Origin of the sequence: Pelagerythrobacter rhizovicinus, from assembly GCF_004135625.1 — a bacterium.
In the GTDB taxonomy this organism is placed as follows: domain Bacteria; phylum Pseudomonadota; class Alphaproteobacteria; order Sphingomonadales; family Sphingomonadaceae; genus Pelagerythrobacter; species Pelagerythrobacter rhizovicinus.
This window is the reverse complement of sequence record NZ_SDPV01000001.1, coordinates 873148-888281: the sequence shown is the minus strand read 5'-3', so window position 1 is coordinate 888281 and position 15134 is coordinate 873148. Positions and strand designations below refer to the sequence as shown.

The window sequence follows — 15134 nt, the reverse complement described above, 5'->3', positions numbered from 1 at the left end:
AAACTGGCACCCCAACAATGTTCACTGTATGTTCTAGGGAATGGAACGCCGCCTCGACCCCGAAGTTCACGGTCGCGGCGCCCAGTCGGGCGCGGTGCCGACGCGATTCGGGCTGGCGACACGGGAGGCGGACGGCGACTGGCGCGACCACATGGAGGCGCTCGACGGTCCTCCGGTGAAGCTGCGCACCACGGTGACCGAGGAACGGCCGAAGACGATCCTTTCCTTCAACCGTTCGCCCGATATCGCTTTCGATCGTTCGGTGAACGCCTATCGCGGGTGCGAGCACGGCTGCGTCTATTGCTTCGCGCGGCCGACGCATGCCTATCACGACCTTTCGCCGGGTCTCGACTTCGAAACGAAGCTCTACGCCAAGCCCGACGCCGCACGGCTGTTGCGCGAGACGCTGGCGAAGCCGAAATACCGCCCTCGTCCGATCGCGATGGGCACCAACACCGATCCCTACCAGCCGATCGAGCGGCGTTACCGCATCACCCGCCAGATTCTGGAAGTGTGCCTGGACGCGCGCCATCCGGTGACGATCACCACCAAGTCGGACCGCGTGCTCGACGATCTCGACCTGCTGGCCGAGATGGCCGAGCGGCGGCTGGTCGCGGTGGCTATCTCGGTGACCACCTTCGATCCGAAGCTCTCGGGCAAGCTCGAACCGCGTGCTGCGGCACCAGCCAAGCGGTTGGCTGCGCTAGGGAAACTGGTCGAGTCAGGCGTGCCGGCACATTGTTCAATCGCGCCGATCATCCCCGCGATCACCGACGAGTTCATGGAAGAGATCGTCGCGCGCGCGGCGGCGCTGGGAGTGCGATCGGCAGGGTGGATACCGCTGCGCCTGCCGCACGAGGTGGCCCCGCTGTTTCGCGAATGGCTTTCCGTCCATTTCCCGGAGCGCGGCGACAAGGTCATGGCGATCGTCCGCTCGATCCGCGGCGGGCGCGACAACGACCCGGACTTCTTCACCCGCATGAAGCCGAGCGGCGTGTGGGCCGACCTCTTCCGCGCCCGCTTCCGCATCGCCTGCAAGCGCGCCGGGATCGGGAAGGAACGGTTCGAACTCGATTGCTCGCAGTTCAGACCGCCAGAGATCGGCGGGCAGATGCGATTGCTATAGTGAGTCCTCAATGAGTGTCTCTGCCGCGCGCGCTCCGGCAAGTGCTTCGATCGTCAGTGAGGATGGTTCGGGTTGGTAGCCTTTCACGATCGCGAAGGCCTGTTCTCGCTGGGCGTCGGTCATCTTCCTCTCGAAATCCGCCAGCCATTTTCGTTGAACGTCGCTTCCGCCGGCGCGCTGCAGGAAGAGCCGAAAATAGGCAGCTGTCTTGACCGGGTTCTTCGCTATTCCCGGAGCACCATTGTGGATTGATGCATAGGTCGACAGCGCACCCGCCGTTCCTTGGGCGACCGCGCGCTCCAGCCATACAAGTGCGCTTTCGAAATCATCGCGCCGATAATACAAGCCGGCAACATCCTGTTGCGCGAGAGCGTAGCCTGCCTCGGCAGCGATCAACTTGTATTGCAGCGCCAGATCGTGGTTCGCGTCGAACAGATCATACTGCCCGTCATAGAAGCATCCCAGTTTGTAGGATGCGAGGGGATCGCCGAGTTCGGCTGCCATTTTGAAATACTCGACCGCGCGTTCCTGATCTTGCTCGACCGATGTCCCGGTCAGATACATCATGCCCAAATGATATTGTGCTTTCGGGTCTCCCTTCTCGGCTAACGACTCGAGCGCCGAAATCGGATTCCTTTCAGCCGACGCAGGCGTGCACGCCAGTATCGCGCCGGCGACCAGTGCCCAGGAAATTTCCCTGGGATTGCTTGCTTGTTTCGCCATCAAAACCCCTCCCCGCCCTCGCCCGGCTTGAAGCGCACGAGACGGCTATCGATGAGCGCAGCGGTGCGATTGACGACGGCCCGCTGGTAGTCCGGGTCCTTGATCATCTCGAAGAAGGCTGCGCTGTTCGGATACTGAGCGACGAAGCCGTCGTGCCAGCGGCGATCCTCCGGGCCGGTCACCATGGCCTGGAAGGCACCGCGCCAGATGATCGTGCCGCCCACGCGACGAAAGATCGGGCCGGAGGTGGCACCGTACTCCTGATAGGCGCGGCGCCCCGTCCAGCCCTTGTCCACATGCTCGTGACCCTCGGGGTATTCCGCAAGATCGCGATAGAGCAGCAGGTTGAGCATATGGATCGGCTCGTCGCGCGGAAGCGCCTTGAAGGCTTCGAAATTGGCGCGACTGGGATCGATGTAGGTCATTGCCGTCCCCCTGTGGCGCGTGGAAAGGACAGGAACGCCGCCGCGACTCCCACCGCAGCCGCTACCGCAAAGCGGCCCGCGTTGATGGCCGGATCGAGGAGGATGTCAGTCGGACCGGCATAGAACCAAGCGAGATATTCGATGCCGAGAACGCCAGTCGCGAATCCGAGAATCCCGGCGGTGGCGGATGCACCGAGGCGAACACAGGTCTTCATTGGCTCTCCTCCAGCCGGTAGTCGCTGAACCGCGCGCGCAGATCCTTCTTGCTGATCTTGCCGGTGGCAGTGTGCGGAATCTCGTCCACGAATTCGACGGCGTCGGGCAGCCACCACTTGGCGATCAGCGGCGTGAGATGTTCCATGATCTCGTCGGCCGTGACATCCTGCCCCGCCTTCTTCACCACGAACAGCACCGGGCGCTCATCCCACTTCGGGTGCGGAATTCCGATCGCTGCCGCCTCCGCGACCTGCGGATGGCCGCAGGCGGCGTTCTCGAGTTCGACCGAACTGATCCATTCGCCGCCCGACTTGATCACGTCCTTGGTGCGGTCCGTAAGCTGAAGCGTGCCATCGGGATGAAGAATGCCGACATCGCCGGTGTCGAACCAGCCGTCCGCCGTCACCGCGTCTTCCTCGGCCTTGAAATAGCGCTTGATGATCCACGGACCGCGGATCTGCAGTGCGCCGGCGGTCTTGCCGTCGCGCGGCAGTTCCTTGGTCCAGTCGTCGAGATCGACGGTGCGCAGTTCGACGCCGAAGATCGGGCGGCCCTGGCGCGTGACGATCTCGACCTGCTCCTCGAAAGAGAGATTGTCCCAGTCGGGCGTCGGTGCGCCAACGGTGCCGATCGGGCTGGTCTCGGTCATCCCCCAGGCGTGCGCGACGCGGCTGCCGTTCTTCATCAACCGCTCGATCATGAAGCGCGGCGCGGCCGAACCGCCGATGATCGCCTGCTGCAGCTTGGGCAGCGGGGTGCCGGTGGCGTCGCAGTGCTGGAACATCGCCAGCCAGACCGTCGGAACGCCCGCCGAGTGAGTCACCCCCTCTCGCTCCAGCAATTCGCACAAAACGGCCGGATCATTGACCGCCGAATAGACGAACTTCACTCCTGTCGCCGCACCCGCCCAAGGCAGGCCCCAGCTTGCCGCATGAAACATCGGAACCACCGGCAACATCACGCTGCGCGCATCGAAATCGAAGCTGTTCGGCTGAATGCCGGCCATGGCGTGCAGCATGGTCGATCGGTGCTCGTAGAGAACGCCCTTGGGATGCCCGGTAGTGCCGCTGGTGTAGCAGAGCATGCAGGGATCGCGTTCGTCGACCGCGATCCAGCTCGTGTCACCGTCGTAAGCGCCGATCCAGTCTTCGAAGGCCAGCCCCGAGAACCCCGCCGGCGGATCGTAGCAGATGTAGTGCTCGATCGTGGTCCACCTTTCACGCACCTTGTCGACGATCGGCTGGAACGCCGCGTCGTAGAGCAGCACCCGATCCTCGGCGTGGTTGGCGATATATTCGAGCTGATCGTCGAACAGGCGCGGGTTGATCGTGTGGAGCACTCCGCCCACGCCGACGGCGCCGTACCAGCTCACCAGATGGCGCGAGTGGTTCATGGCCAAGGTCGCAACACGATCACCCTTCCGGATTCCAAGCGCCTGCAGGGCCTGCACCATCTTCAGCGCATCGCGCCGCACGCTGGCCCAGGTGGCGCGCGTCTCCGTGCCATCGGCCCAGTGGGTCACATGTTCGCGCGCGCCGTGTTCGCGTGCGGCGTGGTCGATCAGGTGGGTGACCACAAGGTCCCAATCCTGCATGGCTCCGAGCATCGGCATTTCTCTCCCGTTCAATTTCTCTTTGCCACTTTCATGCCGCCGCTTGCACGCCTTGGCAATCGGCGGCAGGCGGAACGAATGAATCCATTCCAGCAATCGAAGTTTTATCTGGTCGAGCACCTGCATCTCGCGAGGGACGCGCTGCACATCTATGTCGCGCTGATCGTCCTATTCGGCTCGTGCATCCTGTTCGGATGGAGGGTGCACCAGTGGAAGCCCTGGCTGCTGGTGCTGCTCGCTGCGCTTGTGGGCGAGGTGCTCGATATCCGGGGAATGCCTGGCCCGTTCGAGAGCGCCATCGGGCGCGAGAACGTGAAGGACATACTCAACACCATGGCTGTCCCGACCATGTTGCTGATCGCGGCGCGCTACACGAACCTCTTCACCCGGCCGCAAGCGACCACCGAAGCGGCGCAGGATTCACGCGACGAGGCGCAAGTGCCCGCCGCCCCGCTGGGTAGCGAGCGCGACGTTCTCTAGTCCGTCGATTTCGGCCAGGCGCTCCGCGAGTTCGCCGTCGAGCCGATAGTCGCGGCCCAGCCGCAGGAGCGGCTCGCTCTCGCCGCCGATCTTCAGACGCACCTGCACTTCGCCATGGCCCGGCGTGCCGATCTCCAGTGCCAGCTTGAGCTCGGCGATCGCCCCGGCGCTGGTCACGTCCATCGTCAGCAGCATGCGCGAGCCGCTCTTGACCTCGTCCAGCGGGCGCGCCCCGCGCACTGTCACGCGGGGCGGTTCGTCCGGACTGGGACTGTCGAGCTCGACGTTGAGCAGCACGCAGGTCCCCTCCGCCGCCCACTTCTGGAAGCTTTCGACCAGCGATTCCTCGAAGCAGGCCGCGCTGAACTGGCCCGAGCTGTCGGAGAAGTCGGCGCGCACGAACTCGCCGCCGCGGCGGGTGCGGCCCTTGTTCACTTTCTCGACCATCGCCGCCATCACCGCGGGCTGGCGGCCGCCGGCCGGGCCACCGCCCTGCATCAGGCTCTGATAGCTGCGTGCGCCATTGGCCGAGGCGACGGCGCGATACTGCTCGACCGGATGGGCGGAGAAGTAGAAGCCGAAGTTCTCGCGTTCCTTAGCCATGCGGTCGGCACGGCTCCACGGCTCGGCATCTTTCAGACGCAGCGTATCGCCTGCCGTCTCCTCACCGCCGAACAAGCCGACCTGCCCACTCTCGCGCTCGCGGTTGGCAGCGTCGGCGACGGCAAGCAGCATGTCGATGTTGGCGAACAGTTTCGCTCGATGCGGCTCGAGACCGTCGAGAGCGCCGGCGCAGATGAGCCCTTCGAGCTGGCGACTGTTCATCGATCCCTTGGGAAGCCGCTCGAACAGGTCCTGCAGGTTCTCGAACCATCCGCGCGCCTCGCGCTCGGCGACCAGCGCCTCCATCGCCTTCTCGCCCACGTTGCGAATGCCGGCGAGCGCGTAGCGCACGGCATAGCCGTCGTCGGTCCGCTCCACCGTGAATTCCGCCTCCGAGCGGTTGATGTCGGGCGGCAGCACTTCGACCCCGCCCCGCCGCGCATCGTCGACGAACAGCGTCAGCTTTTCCGACTGGTGCATGTCGAAGCACATCGAAGCGGCGTAGAATTCCTCCGGATAGTGCGCCTTCAGCCACGCCGTCTGGTACGCGAGCAGCGCGTAGGCCGCGGCGTGCGACTTGTTGAAGCCGTAGCCCGCGAACTTGTCGATCAAGTCGAACAGCTCGTTCGCCCGCTTGGCCTCGATGCCGGAGACTTCCCTGCACCCGTCGACGAAGCGCTGGCGCTGGGCGTCCATCTCGGCCTGGACCTTCTTGCCCATCGCGCGGCGCAGCAGGTCGGCGTCGCCGAGCGAGTAGCCGGCGAGGATTTGCGCGGCCTGCATGACCTGTTCCTGATAGACGAAGATGCCGTAGGTCTCGGCCAGGATGCCTTCGAGCTTCGGGTGCGGATACTCGATCGGCACCTCACCGCTCTTGCGCTTGCCGAACAGCGGGATGTTATCCATCGGACCCGGGCGATAGAGCGACACGAGTGCGATGATGTCCTCGAACTTGGTCGGTTTCACCGCCGTCAGCGTGCGCCGCATGCCTTCGGATTCGAGCTGGAACACGCCGACCGTGTCGCCGCGCTTGAGCAACTCGTAGACCGCCGGATCGTCCCACGCGAGCGCGCCAAGATCTACTTCGATCCCGCGCTGCGCAAGCAGTTCGACGGCCTTCTGCAGCACCGACAGCGTCTTGAGCCCAAGGAAGTCGAACTTGACCAGCCCCGAGCTTTCGACATGCTTCATGTCGAACTGCGTCACCGGCATGTCCGAGCGCGGATCGCGGTAGAGCGGCACGAGCTGCGCCAGCGGCCGATCGCCGATCACTACGCCCGCCGCATGGGTCGAACTGTTGCGCGGAAAGCCTTCAAGCTGCATCGCGAGATCGACGAGGCGCTTGACCTCGTTGTCGTTGTCGTACTCGCGCTTGAAGTCGGCCGCCCCGTTCAGCGCGCGCGGCAGGGTCCACGGATCGGTCGGGTGGTTGGGGACCATCTTGCAGAGCCGGTCGACGTGCCCGTAGCTCATCTGCAGGATGCGCCCGCAGTCGCGCAGCACCGCGCGGGCCTTGAGCTTACCGAAGGTGATGATCTGCGCGACGTGGTCGTGCCCGTACTTGCGCTGGACGTAGCGGATCACCTCGCCGCGGCGGGTTTCGCAGAAGTCGATGTCGAAGTCGGGCATCGAAACGCGCTCGGGGTTGAGGAAGCGTTCGAACAGCAGGCCGAGACGGATCGGGTCGAGATCGGTGATCGTCAGCGCCCAGGCGACGAGCGAGCCCGCGCCGGAGCCGCGCCCCGGCCCTACGGGAATGCCGTTGTCCTTGGCCCACTTGATGAAGTCGGCAACGATCAGGAAGTAGCCCGGGAAGCCCATCCCGACGATGATCTCGACCTCGAATTCCAGGCGCTTCTTGTATTCGAGAACCTCGTCCCAGATGTCGCCTGCGCGGAGCTTCTCGAACGCCTTCGCATTCGCTTCGAGCGCCTCCACCGACGGAGAACACAGCGCCTCCGCAAGCTCCGCATGGACGGATTCAGGATAGTAGGGCTCCAGCCGCGCGACGAGCCCCTTGCGCGCGTCTTCCGCGAGCATCTTCGCCTCGCCCTCAAGGTCGCCGGCAAGACTCGGCAAGATTGGGGCGCGGCTTGGCGGAGCGAAGGCGCAGCGCTGCGCGATCACCAGCGTGTTCGCGGTCGCTTCGGGCAAGTCCTCGAACGTCTCGGCCATCGCGTCCGCCGGCTTTACCCAGGCTTCGCGGTTGGAGCGAGCGCGCTCCTCCGCCTCGATATGCGTCGAACCGGCGATGCACAGCATGGCGTCATGCGCGGCGTACATATGCGACTCGGCGAAGTTCGCCGGGTTCGTCGCCACGAGCGGCAGATCGCGCTGGTACGCGAGGTCTATCAGCGCGCCCTCCGCCGCATCCTCGACCGCATTGCCACGCCGTGCGAGCTCGACGTAGAGCCGGCCGGGAAACAGCGCCTCCAGCCGGTCGAGCGTCGCCTCGGCACGATCGCGCTGGCCTTCGGCGAGGAGCCGCGTCAGCGCCCCTTCGCTGGCGCCGGTAAGCGCGATCAGACCCTCGCTGCGACCTTCGAGATCACCCGTGGCAACATGCGGCTCGAGTTCGAGAGGACGTTCGAGATGCGCTTTGCTGACGAGATGACAGAGGTTGTCGTACCCCGCCTCGTCCTGCGCGTAGAGCGGCAGGTAATCGACCTGCTTGCCGTCGGCGTCACGCGCCACGCCCAGCAAAGTGCCGATTATCGGCTGGACGCCCTCGTCCATGCAGGCTTTGGCGAACATGACCGCGCCGTAGAGCCCATTGCGGTCGCAGATCGCGATCGCGGGGAAGCCGCGTTCCTTCGCCAGCTTGGCGATCGCCTTCGGATCGATCGCCCCTTCGAGCATCGAATAAGACGACAACACGCGCAGGGGAACGAACGGGGCGAAAGACATGGCCGGCAATATGCGGGCGGTGGCGGGATTCGCCAAGGCATCGCCGCCCGCTGTCCCCACTCGTCACGCGCCATTTCAATTCGTCCTCCGGATCGCATGCCGCGCCGCCGAATGTCAGCTGTTGGCGATCCGAATTTTAGTGGGATGGCCCGAGTGGACTAGAGGAGCGCCTCGATGTCCTCCGCAATCCGCTCCGGCTTGTCGGTGGGCGCGTAACGGCGCACGACCTTTCCCTCGCGATCGACCAGAAACTTCGTGAAGTTCCACTTGATCGCCTTCGACCCCATCAGCCCGGGCGCTTCGCGTTTCAACCAGTCGAACAGGGGTGAGGCGTTGTCGCCGTTCACATCCACTTTCGCCATCAGCGGAAAAGTGACGCCGAAGTTCACCTTGCAGAATTCCGCGATCTCGTCCGCACTCCCTGGTTCCTGCGCGCCGAACTGATTGCACGGGAAGCCAAGCACCTCGAAGCCGCGATCGCCATAACCCTCGTAAAGCTTCTCCAGCCCTTCGTACTGCGGCGTGAAGCCGCACTTGCTGGCGGTGTTGACCACCAGCAGCACCTTTCCAAGCTTGTCCTTGAGGTCGAGCGTCTCACCACGATTGGTGGTGACGGTGAAATCGGCGATGGTAGTCATCCGGCGTCTCCATCCTTCGTGCCGCCACGTGGGCAGCAGGCCGTCCCCAAGGTATGTGAGCGAGCGAAACCTCGCCCGCCCCTCAATAACCCATCAGCTTCAGCACTTCCTCGCGGCTTCTCGGGTCGTCGAGGAACGTGCCCATCATGCGGCTGGTCGTCATCGACACGCCCGGGGTCCGCACCCCGCGGGCGGTCATACAGCTGTGCGCAGCCTCGATCACGACGGCAACCCCCTGCGGCTGGAGGTGCTCCCAGATGCAGTCCGCCACTTCGGCGGTCAGACGTTCCTGCACCTGCAGGCGGCGCGCGAAGCCGTGAAGCACACGCGCGAGCTTGGAGATGCCGACGACGCGGTCGGTCGGCAGGTAGGCAATCGCCGCCTTGCCGATGATCGGCGCCATATGGTGCTCGCAGTGACTCTGGAACGGGATGTCCTTGAGCAGAACGATCTCGTTGTAGCCGCCGACTTCCTCGAACACGCGGCTGAGATGGATCGAGGGATCCTCGTCGTAGCCGAGGCAGTACTCCTTCCACGCGCGCGCCACCCGCCGGGGCGTGTCGAGCAGTCCCTCGCGCATCGGATCGTCGCCCGCCCAGCGGATCAACGTGCGGATCGCGTCCTGCACCTCTTCGGGCACCGGAGGCTTTCCGCGTGGATCGTCTTCGTCGGGTCCGACAAGGCTGCTCATGTTCCGATCCTCTTCCTCGCGCCGCGATAGGCGCGGCCAAGCAGGCTCCCCTTGCGGAAAAGTCCACCCTTGGCAAATGGCTCGAACATCTCGTCGGGCCGCTCCGGGTCCAGCAGGCCCGAATCCGCCAGCGTTTCCTCGACGCCGTTGAGATCGGGCACTTCGTAAGGCTGCAGCGACCGGTCGCCCCCCCTCCCATGCTCCGCGATCAGCTTGTGCATCGATGGATCGGCATCAAGCAGCCTCGCAACCGTTTCCTCCTCGATTCCACAGTGTTCGGCAAGCAGCGAGCGGCGCAGCGCCGCAATGCCGTGACAGGCGTGATCGTTGTCCGGACGATCGCAATCGATGAACACGTCGCACTCGGAATCGAGACCCATCGATCGGTTGTTGAAGTTGGCCGAACCGATCCGCAGAATGCGATCGTCCACGATCATCAACTTAGCGTGCACATAGATCGGCGTCTTGCCGGTATATGGAACGTAGACCTGAAACCGGCGCTTGTGGTCGAGCTCGGCCAGGCTGCGAATCACGCAGGCCCGGGCATGGTCCATCGCCTGCTGCTCGAGCCATCCCTCAGCAGTGAGCGGCTGGACCATGACGATCTCGGGCGGATCGTCTTCCTTCAGGCGTTGCCGGATCGCCTCCGCGATCTTGCGCGAGGTGAAATACTGGTTCTCGCTGTAGATGAAGTGCTTCGCACGCGCGATCTGGTCGAGCAGCAGTTGCTCTATCTCGCTCACCTGGGGCGAGCCGTCGTGTTTGGCCCTGGTGCGCGCAATGCCGATCTCGACGTTCTCGAACTGGACCGGCAGATCCTCGGGCCATAGGCTCTGTTCGGGGATCGGCACCTGGTGGAGGTCTTCCCCTCCCGCGCGCTCCCACCGCTCGCGGCTGAGCACACCGAGCACGCGCGCCGCCTCGCCTTCGAACATCATGGTCGCATCGTGCCATGGGCCATAGCGCCTGCCGTGCGGCCGGCGGCGGCGGCGATCACGCTCGAGATGCTCGCGCGTGTCCCACCGGTCCTGAGTCATGTCGATCCCGCCGCAGACGGCAAGCTTGTCGTCCAGAACGGCGATCTTCTGGTGATGCGAGCAGCCGACGGGGTGGTGCGTGTCGAACTTGAACGTGATGTCCCGACGGGCGACCATGCGCGCCAGATCGACCAGCATGTAGCCCCGCAGCATGAACTGCAGCAGGCCGAAGCTCCACTTGAGGACCCGTATCTCCAGCCCCTTGCGGTGCCTTGCGAGCCAGATCAGGAAGCTACCCAACCGGCGCGGGTACTCGCGACGCAGCAAGCGCTGAAACCAGCGGCGTCCCATTGCCAGGTGAATGCGCGTGTCGAAATCCCACCCGACAAGGAATATGCGATGCTGCGCGTTGAGCATCGCACGCTGCATCAACGCGAAGTAATCGGCTGCATCGATGATCACGCTTGCGCGCTCGACGCGGGCAAAACGCCAGACCCCGGGCTCTTCCGACCGGTCGTCGAATTCCGGCTCGCGCGAGCCTTCCTCTGCAGCGCTCACCCCTCCCTCGCTTTCTGCTATTCCTTGGCGTCTTCCATCTTCTCGGGAGTGACCTCGGCCTCGGCCTTCTCCTCCCGCTTACGGCGCTCGAAGACCAGTTCCATATGCTTCTCGTCGTCTTCTGAGAGGTACTTTTCGAAGTCGGGAAAGTGCTCTTGCTCCTCTTCGTCGATGTGATGGCGGTACCGGTGGTCGAGAGCCTTGAATTTCGTGAGCCAGTCGCCGCTCGACATCTCGGTCGCGGCCAGGTCGTTGAGCATTTCGTCGATCTCGTGGTGCTCGGCGACCGAATGACGGGTTTCGTCGGTGGTCTCGGGCTTGCGCATCATGGTCGAGTAGAGCGCCTGTTCCTCGGCCGCGGCGTGGCTCTTCAACTCCCTGGTCAGTTCGGCAAGCAGCATCTTGCGTTCGTCGCTCTCGCCTTCGGTTCTGAGAAGGCGGTCTAGCAGATCTCGATGTTTGTCGTGGTCCTGCTTGAGACGCGCAAAAATTGCTTCGGCTGCTGCCATCCTGGGAAGTCCCCTGTTTGAATGATGTTCTCGTCGAAAATGGGCGAGGCGGAGCATTGTTCCTCGGCAGTCGCGGGGTGACGGGAGCGTCGAGGGACGCCATATGCCACCTTATGGAAGCATTCCGCCACGCCCCGCCGACCGCCGAGGACATGGAGCGCATGGCGCAGGCGGTCATCGACTCCCTGCCGGAGGAGTTCCGCGAACCATTACGCCAGGTCGTGGTGCGGATCGAGGAGTTCGCCACGCGCGAGCAGCTCGATTCGGTCGATATACGGAGCAAGTGGAATCTCACAGGCCTCTACGAAGGGCGCCCGCTGGACGAACAGTCGATCTGGGACCCGGGAGACCTGCCGCCGGTCATCAGCCTGTTCCGCCAGCCGCTGGTGCGCGAGTGGCGCGAGACCGGGGTGGATTTCGCGGATCTCGTGCGCCACGTCGTAATCCACGAGGCCGGGCATCACTTCGGCTTCTCCGACGAGGAGATGCACTGGCTCGAGGAAAGCGTGGACGACGAACTCGCGCCCTAGGCCTTGCGCCTCTCGTCAAGCTGGTTGCGGATGTGGTCGAGCACCGGGCCATAGATCGGGTTCTCGAACTCGACCCCGACCACCTGGCGCTCGGCCCACTTCACCGTGGCAGCGATCGGGCCGATCGGCCCGATGCGGATCGTGATCTGTGCGCCGGGGATGAGGCTGCCGAACTTGTCGAAGAAGCGGCAGCCGCGTTCCGAAATGTCGAGCACACTGACGTCCTTGGGCACCCCGCTGCCGGTGCGGTAGCGCCCTTCGACCGCTATGTGGTGACGCTCTTCGCGCCGGGTCTCCTCGTTCCCCTGCCCCATACGCCGGAAATTACGCCGGAGTGCATGCGAAGCAATAGGGATTCGAAAAGGCGCACAAAGAACCCCGGTGCGGTCTTGAGGACCCACAAACAAACAAGGCCGCCCCCTGGTGGGGACGGCCTTGTTTGTTGGCGCGCCCGAAAGGATTCGAACCTCTGACCCCCAGATTCGTAGTCTGGTGCTCTATCCAGCTGAGCTACGGGCGCGCTTGGAGGGCGCCACATAGGGGGGGCGTTCGGCCTTGGCAATCCCCCTATTGGACCGGATTCGCGAAAGAGGCGCGGAACAGCGCGCGGCAGAGTGCCACATCGAGCGGAGGTTTGGGCAGCGGTGCGATTTCCTCCGGCGTAAGCCACGCCACCTCTCCACCCTCGAGTGCGTGCGGCTCGCCGATCCAACGGTCGGTCCGGTAAAGGAGAATGACAATACCGGGCATCGGCCCCTGGGGAGCGGACTGGGCAAAGCTGGCGGGATCGAGCCGATCGCGATGGATTGCGATGCCGAGTTCTTCCCGGATTTCCCGTTCCAGCGCGCAATCAGGCGCCTCGCCCGACTCCACCTTACCACCGGGAAACTCCCACAAGCCGCCATGATGTCTCTCCGGCGGACGGCGATGCATCAGCCAGCATCCGTCCGCCCGGCGCAGGGCCAGCGCCGCGACCACGATCCATGTCGGTCCCTGTTCCATCCCGATTCGCCCAAACCTTTTCTTAACGCCAGCGGCCCATAACCGCCGCTCAGGACCGTACCGGGGGGAAGCGTCCGATGCAGCAGACGAATCTTCTGGCACGCATCGGATGCGACACCCGCGGCGCTACTGCCATCGAGTACGGCCTGATCGTGGCCCTGATCGTGATCGCCTGCATGGGCGCTCTCCAGCTCGTCGCGGGGGAGACCATCGAGATGTGGGACTGGGTTTCGAGCGAGGTCACCAAGGAGAGGGGATAGGATGGTCGGCGAGCCCCGACCTTTAGCACTTTATAAAGCCATTCCCCTTATTGCCGCTCACTGCTCGTTCCCGCGTTGCAGGAAAGAGTTCGGGTATCGAAGACTGAACCAGGAGACTGACATGAAGTTCATCAACAAGCTGCTCCGCGACGAGCAGGGCGCCACTGCCATCGAATACGGCCTGATCGCCGCACTCATCGCCGTTGCCGCGATCGGCGCCATGAGCGCTCTCGGCGATCAGCTGGGTTCCACCTTCAGCGAGGTCTCGACGACCATGCAAACCGGCGAGCCCCAGTAAAACTGTTGCGTTTGTCATCGGAAGGGCGGCGGGAGCGATCCCGCCGCCCTTTTGTTTGCGCGGCGGACGGCTAGCTCCTAGCTAGCTCCCCCGCACCACGATCTTCACCTTCTGCCCGGCACGCAGCGTATCGCCCGAGCCGAGGCCGTTAAGCACGCGGAAGCGCTGCTCCTTCGCGTTATCGAAGGCCATGCGGCTGGCGAGCGATGAAATCGTGTCTCCGCTGCGTACCGTCACCACATCGATCCGCCGCGGCACCACCCGGTTCGCCTCGGCTTGGCTGATCCGCCGCATCGAGTTGAACATCGGCGTGAAAGTGCCCGAACGGCCGGCCTGGCTGATCGTGGCGAAGTGGAACGCCTGGTTGTTCGAGAATTCGTAGGCGAAGACCACCACATCCACCTGCCCGTTGCCGCTGTTGACGCGAGCTGTGCCGTAGGCTGCGGGAATCCCGTTCACCGTCGTCCGCTCCAGGCTCGCCGGCGCCAGCGTCTGCTGGTTACCGCCGAGCGCCCGAAATACGCTGCGGACGTAGTTGTCCAGATTGCCATCGTAAGGCCCGGTGCTGAGCTGCCCCTGACCGCTCTGGCCGTTGATGGAGACCGCACGCGTCCCGTTCACCATGTAGAAGCCCTGGGGGGCGGTGAACGAGAGGCGAAACACCGGATGGATGAACTGCCGCCCCTCGATGATCCCCTGCTCCGGATCGTCGCCGTAGACGAGCCCATCGATCCGCGTGAGAAACGTGTCGCGATTGGTGACGCCGGTACCGCCCGCCGCCCTTTGCCGCGCCGTCTGAACCCGGCTGGCCGGATCGGGGTGGGTGGAGGCCCATTCGGGCACCGTCGCATCGTCGCGCCCCTGCAGCGAGGCATCGAGCGCATTCTGCGCCGCGAGGCTGGCGAGCACGGTGGCCATCGCGTGGGGATCGTATCCGGCACGATTGAGATACTGGATACCGAGTTCGTCCGCCTGGAGTTCCTGGCTGCGCGAAAACCGCAGCGTCAGCAGCTGGGAGCCTTGCAGGAAGCCTTGCGAGAGCTGCTGGCCGATGCTGCTGTCGCCCAGCAGAATACCCGACAGGATCGCACCCGCCGCACCGAGCAGCGTGTTCTGCTGAGCAGTTGCCTGGCGACGCTGCGAATGGCGGGCTGCCACATGACCGACCTCGTGCCCCAGCACGCCGGCCAGTTCCGCCTCGTTGTTCATCAGCGTGACGAGCTGGCGCGTCGTGTAGACGTAGCCGCCGGGGATCGCGAAGGCATTGTTGACCGAGCTGTTGAGCAGGGTCACGGTGAAATCCGACTGCGCATTGCCGAGGCCCGATTGCACGGCGATATTCCGCCCGACCTGCTCGACATACTGCGCATGCGGTCCGGTCATCGCACCGCCAAATTCCGCAAGCAGCTGGGGATGCGCCTCGGCGCCCATCTGCGCCTCGGACTGGGTGATCGGTGTCGTCGGGCCGGGGATGTTGCCCATCGTGGTGCACGAGCCGAGTGCCAGCGAAAGCGCCGCGACGGAAGTTAGCGCTGCAGGTTTCAGGGGACGCATTGCGATGTCTCCTCCGGGCATGCGC

General features: G+C 64.3%; 17 protein-coding genes and 1 tRNA gene. 5 read left to right on the top strand and 13 right to left on the bottom strand.

The window, feature by feature from the left end; all coding sequences use genetic code 11:
• Positions 1–40 precede the first annotated feature (40 nt).
• Positions 41–1126 carry a PA0069 family radical SAM protein gene (locus ETX26_RS04330; protein ID WP_129523431.1) on the top strand — a complete coding sequence of 362 codons (1086 nt, stop codon included), beginning with the start codon at positions 41–43 and terminating at the stop codon, positions 1124–1126.
• Here the strand turns inward: ETX26_RS04330 and ETX26_RS04325 are convergent.
• From ETX26_RS04325 to ETX26_RS04310, 4 genes are read right to left on the bottom strand one after another with little or no spacing between them, the layout of a single operon-like run.
• Entirely contained in the window at positions 1121–1849 is a 729-nt protein-coding gene (locus ETX26_RS04325; protein ID WP_129523430.1) for a tetratricopeptide repeat protein, read from the bottom strand. The two genes, ETX26_RS04330 and ETX26_RS04325, sit on opposite strands and share 6 nt — an antisense overlap.
• Positions 1849–2274: a DUF1330 domain-containing protein gene (locus tag ETX26_RS04320; protein ID WP_129523429.1), complete on the bottom strand. Its 426-nt coding sequence runs from the start codon at positions 2272–2274 to the stop codon at positions 1849–1851. The genes ETX26_RS04325 and ETX26_RS04320 overlap by 1 nt, the downstream gene beginning before the upstream one ends.
• Complete coding sequence (locus ETX26_RS04315; RefSeq protein ID WP_129523428.1) at positions 2271–2489, bottom strand: hypothetical protein; 219 nt, start codon at positions 2487–2489, stop codon at positions 2271–2273. Before ETX26_RS04315 ends, ETX26_RS04320 begins: the two co-directional genes overlap by 4 nt.
• Positions 2486–4096: a long-chain fatty acid--CoA ligase gene (locus tag ETX26_RS04310; protein ID WP_191984700.1), complete on the bottom strand. Its 1611-nt coding sequence runs from the start codon at positions 4094–4096 to the stop codon at positions 2486–2488. The genes ETX26_RS04315 and ETX26_RS04310 overlap by 4 nt, the downstream gene beginning before the upstream one ends.
• Positions 4097–4180: 84 nt before the next feature.
• On the opposite strand from ETX26_RS04310, the gene ETX26_RS04305 reads away from it, so the two are divergent.
• On the top strand, positions 4181–4582 hold the full coding sequence (locus ETX26_RS04305; RefSeq protein ID WP_129523426.1) for a hypothetical protein: 402 nt from the start codon (positions 4181–4183) through the stop codon (positions 4580–4582).
• On the opposite strand, the gene dnaE is transcribed toward ETX26_RS04305, so the two are convergent.
• The 5 genes from dnaE to ETX26_RS04280 all read right to left on the bottom strand — a co-directional run bounded on the left by dnaE (position 4523) and on the right by ETX26_RS04280 (position 11465).
• A complete protein-coding gene (dnaE, locus tag ETX26_RS04300) occupies positions 4523–8092 on the bottom strand; it encodes a DNA polymerase III subunit alpha (RefSeq protein ID WP_129523425.1) in 3570 nt (1189 codons plus the stop codon). The genes ETX26_RS04305 and dnaE overlap by 60 nt on opposite strands.
• Before the next feature lie 158 nt (positions 8093–8250).
• Positions 8251–8730 carry a glutathione peroxidase gene (locus ETX26_RS04295; RefSeq protein ID WP_129523424.1) on the bottom strand — a complete coding sequence of 160 codons (480 nt, stop codon included), beginning with the start codon at positions 8728–8730 and terminating at the stop codon, positions 8251–8253.
• An 82-nt stretch (positions 8731–8812) separates the two neighbouring features.
• The gene (gene folE, locus ETX26_RS04290; RefSeq protein ID WP_129523423.1) at positions 8813–9421 is read right to left on the bottom strand and encodes a GTP cyclohydrolase I FolE; all 609 of its coding nucleotides are present in this window, start codon (positions 9419–9421) and stop codon (positions 8813–8815) included.
• Positions 9418–10956 carry a phospholipase D-like domain-containing protein gene (locus ETX26_RS04285; RefSeq protein ID WP_225425499.1) on the bottom strand — a complete coding sequence of 513 codons (1539 nt, stop codon included), beginning with the start codon at positions 10954–10956 and terminating at the stop codon, positions 9418–9420. Before ETX26_RS04285 ends, folE begins: the two co-directional genes overlap by 4 nt.
• A 17-nt stretch (positions 10957–10973) precedes the next feature.
• On the bottom strand, positions 10974–11465 hold the full coding sequence (locus ETX26_RS04280; protein ID WP_129523422.1) for a hemerythrin domain-containing protein: 492 nt from the start codon (positions 11463–11465) through the stop codon (positions 10974–10976).
• A 113-nt stretch (positions 11466–11578) separates the two neighbouring features.
• On the opposite strand from ETX26_RS04280, the gene ETX26_RS04275 reads away from it, so the two are divergent.
• Complete coding sequence (locus ETX26_RS04275) at positions 11579–11995, top strand: metallopeptidase family protein (protein ID WP_129523421.1); 417 nt, start codon at positions 11579–11581, stop codon at positions 11993–11995.
• Here the strand turns inward: ETX26_RS04275 and ETX26_RS04270 are convergent.
• From ETX26_RS04270 to ETX26_RS04260, 3 genes are all read right to left on the bottom strand, one after another.
• On the bottom strand, positions 11992–12309 hold the full coding sequence (locus ETX26_RS04270; RefSeq protein WP_129523420.1) for a PilZ domain-containing protein: 318 nt from the start codon (positions 12307–12309) through the stop codon (positions 11992–11994). The genes ETX26_RS04275 and ETX26_RS04270 overlap by 4 nt on opposite strands.
• A 129-nt stretch (positions 12310–12438) precedes the next feature.
• Positions 12439–12515, bottom strand: a tRNA-Arg gene (locus ETX26_RS04265).
• A gap of 47 nt (positions 12516–12562) precedes the next feature.
• Positions 12563–12973 (bottom strand): (deoxy)nucleoside triphosphate pyrophosphohydrolase, encoded by a 411-nt coding sequence (locus ETX26_RS04260; protein WP_225425498.1) that lies wholly within the window; start codon positions 12971–12973, stop codon positions 12563–12565.
• Between the two features lie 101 nt (positions 12974–13074).
• Here ETX26_RS04260 and ETX26_RS04255 point away from each other — a divergent pair, with 101 nt between their 5' ends.
• Positions 13075–13257 carry a Flp family type IVb pilin gene (locus tag ETX26_RS04255; protein WP_129523419.1) on the top strand — a complete coding sequence of 61 codons (183 nt, stop codon included), beginning with the start codon at positions 13075–13077 and terminating at the stop codon, positions 13255–13257.
• Positions 13258–13378: 121 nt separating this feature from the next.
• A complete protein-coding gene (locus ETX26_RS04250; protein WP_129523418.1) occupies positions 13379–13555 on the top strand; it encodes a Flp family type IVb pilin in 177 nt (58 codons plus the stop codon).
• An 81-nt stretch (positions 13556–13636) separates the two neighbouring features.
• Here ETX26_RS04250 and ETX26_RS04245 read toward each other — a convergent pair whose 3' ends face one another.
• Entirely contained in the window at positions 13637–15109 is a 1473-nt protein-coding gene (locus tag ETX26_RS04245; protein WP_129523417.1) for a M48 family metalloprotease, read from the bottom strand.
• Positions 15110–15134 lie beyond the last annotated feature (25 nt).

Coding starts and splice junctions, on each gene's coding strand:
- ETX26_RS04330 (WP_129523431.1), top strand. CDS start 41: ATGGAACGCCGCCTCGACCCCGAAGTTCACGGTCGCGGCGCCCAGTCG.
- ETX26_RS04325 (WP_129523430.1), bottom strand. CDS start 1,849: ATGGCGAAACAAGCAAGCAATCCCAGGGAAATTTCCTGGGCACTGGTC.
- ETX26_RS04320 (WP_129523429.1), bottom strand. CDS start 2,274: ATGACCTACATCGATCCCAGTCGCGCCAATTTCGAAGCCTTCAAGGCG.
- ETX26_RS04315 (WP_129523428.1), bottom strand. CDS start 2,489: ATGAAGACCTGTGTTCGCCTCGGTGCATCCGCCACCGCCGGGATTCTC.
- ETX26_RS04310 (WP_191984700.1), bottom strand. CDS start 4,096: ATGCTCGGAGCCATGCAGGATTGGGACCTTGTGGTCACCCACCTGATC.
- ETX26_RS04305 (WP_129523426.1), top strand. CDS start 4,181: ATGAATCCATTCCAGCAATCGAAGTTTTATCTGGTCGAGCACCTGCAT.
- dnaE (WP_129523425.1), bottom strand. CDS start 8,092: ATGTCTTTCGCCCCGTTCGTTCCCCTGCGCGTGTTGTCGTCTTATTCG.
- ETX26_RS04295 (WP_129523424.1), bottom strand. CDS start 8,730: ATGACTACCATCGCCGATTTCACCGTCACCACCAATCGTGGTGAGACG.
- folE (WP_129523423.1), bottom strand. CDS start 9,421: ATGAGCAGCCTTGTCGGACCCGACGAAGACGATCCACGCGGAAAGCCT.
- ETX26_RS04280 (WP_129523422.1), bottom strand. CDS start 11,465: ATGGCAGCAGCCGAAGCAATTTTTGCGCGTCTCAAGCAGGACCACGAC.
- ETX26_RS04275 (WP_129523421.1), top strand. CDS start 11,579: ATGGAAGCATTCCGCCACGCCCCGCCGACCGCCGAGGACATGGAGCGC.
- ETX26_RS04270 (WP_129523420.1), bottom strand. CDS start 12,309: ATGGGGCAGGGGAACGAGGAGACCCGGCGCGAAGAGCGTCACCACATA.
- ETX26_RS04255 (WP_129523419.1), top strand. CDS start 13,075: ATGCAGCAGACGAATCTTCTGGCACGCATCGGATGCGACACCCGCGGC.
- ETX26_RS04250 (WP_129523418.1), top strand. CDS start 13,379: ATGAAGTTCATCAACAAGCTGCTCCGCGACGAGCAGGGCGCCACTGCC.
- ETX26_RS04245 (WP_129523417.1), bottom strand. CDS start 15,109: ATGCGTCCCCTGAAACCTGCAGCGCTAACTTCCGTCGCGGCGCTTTCG.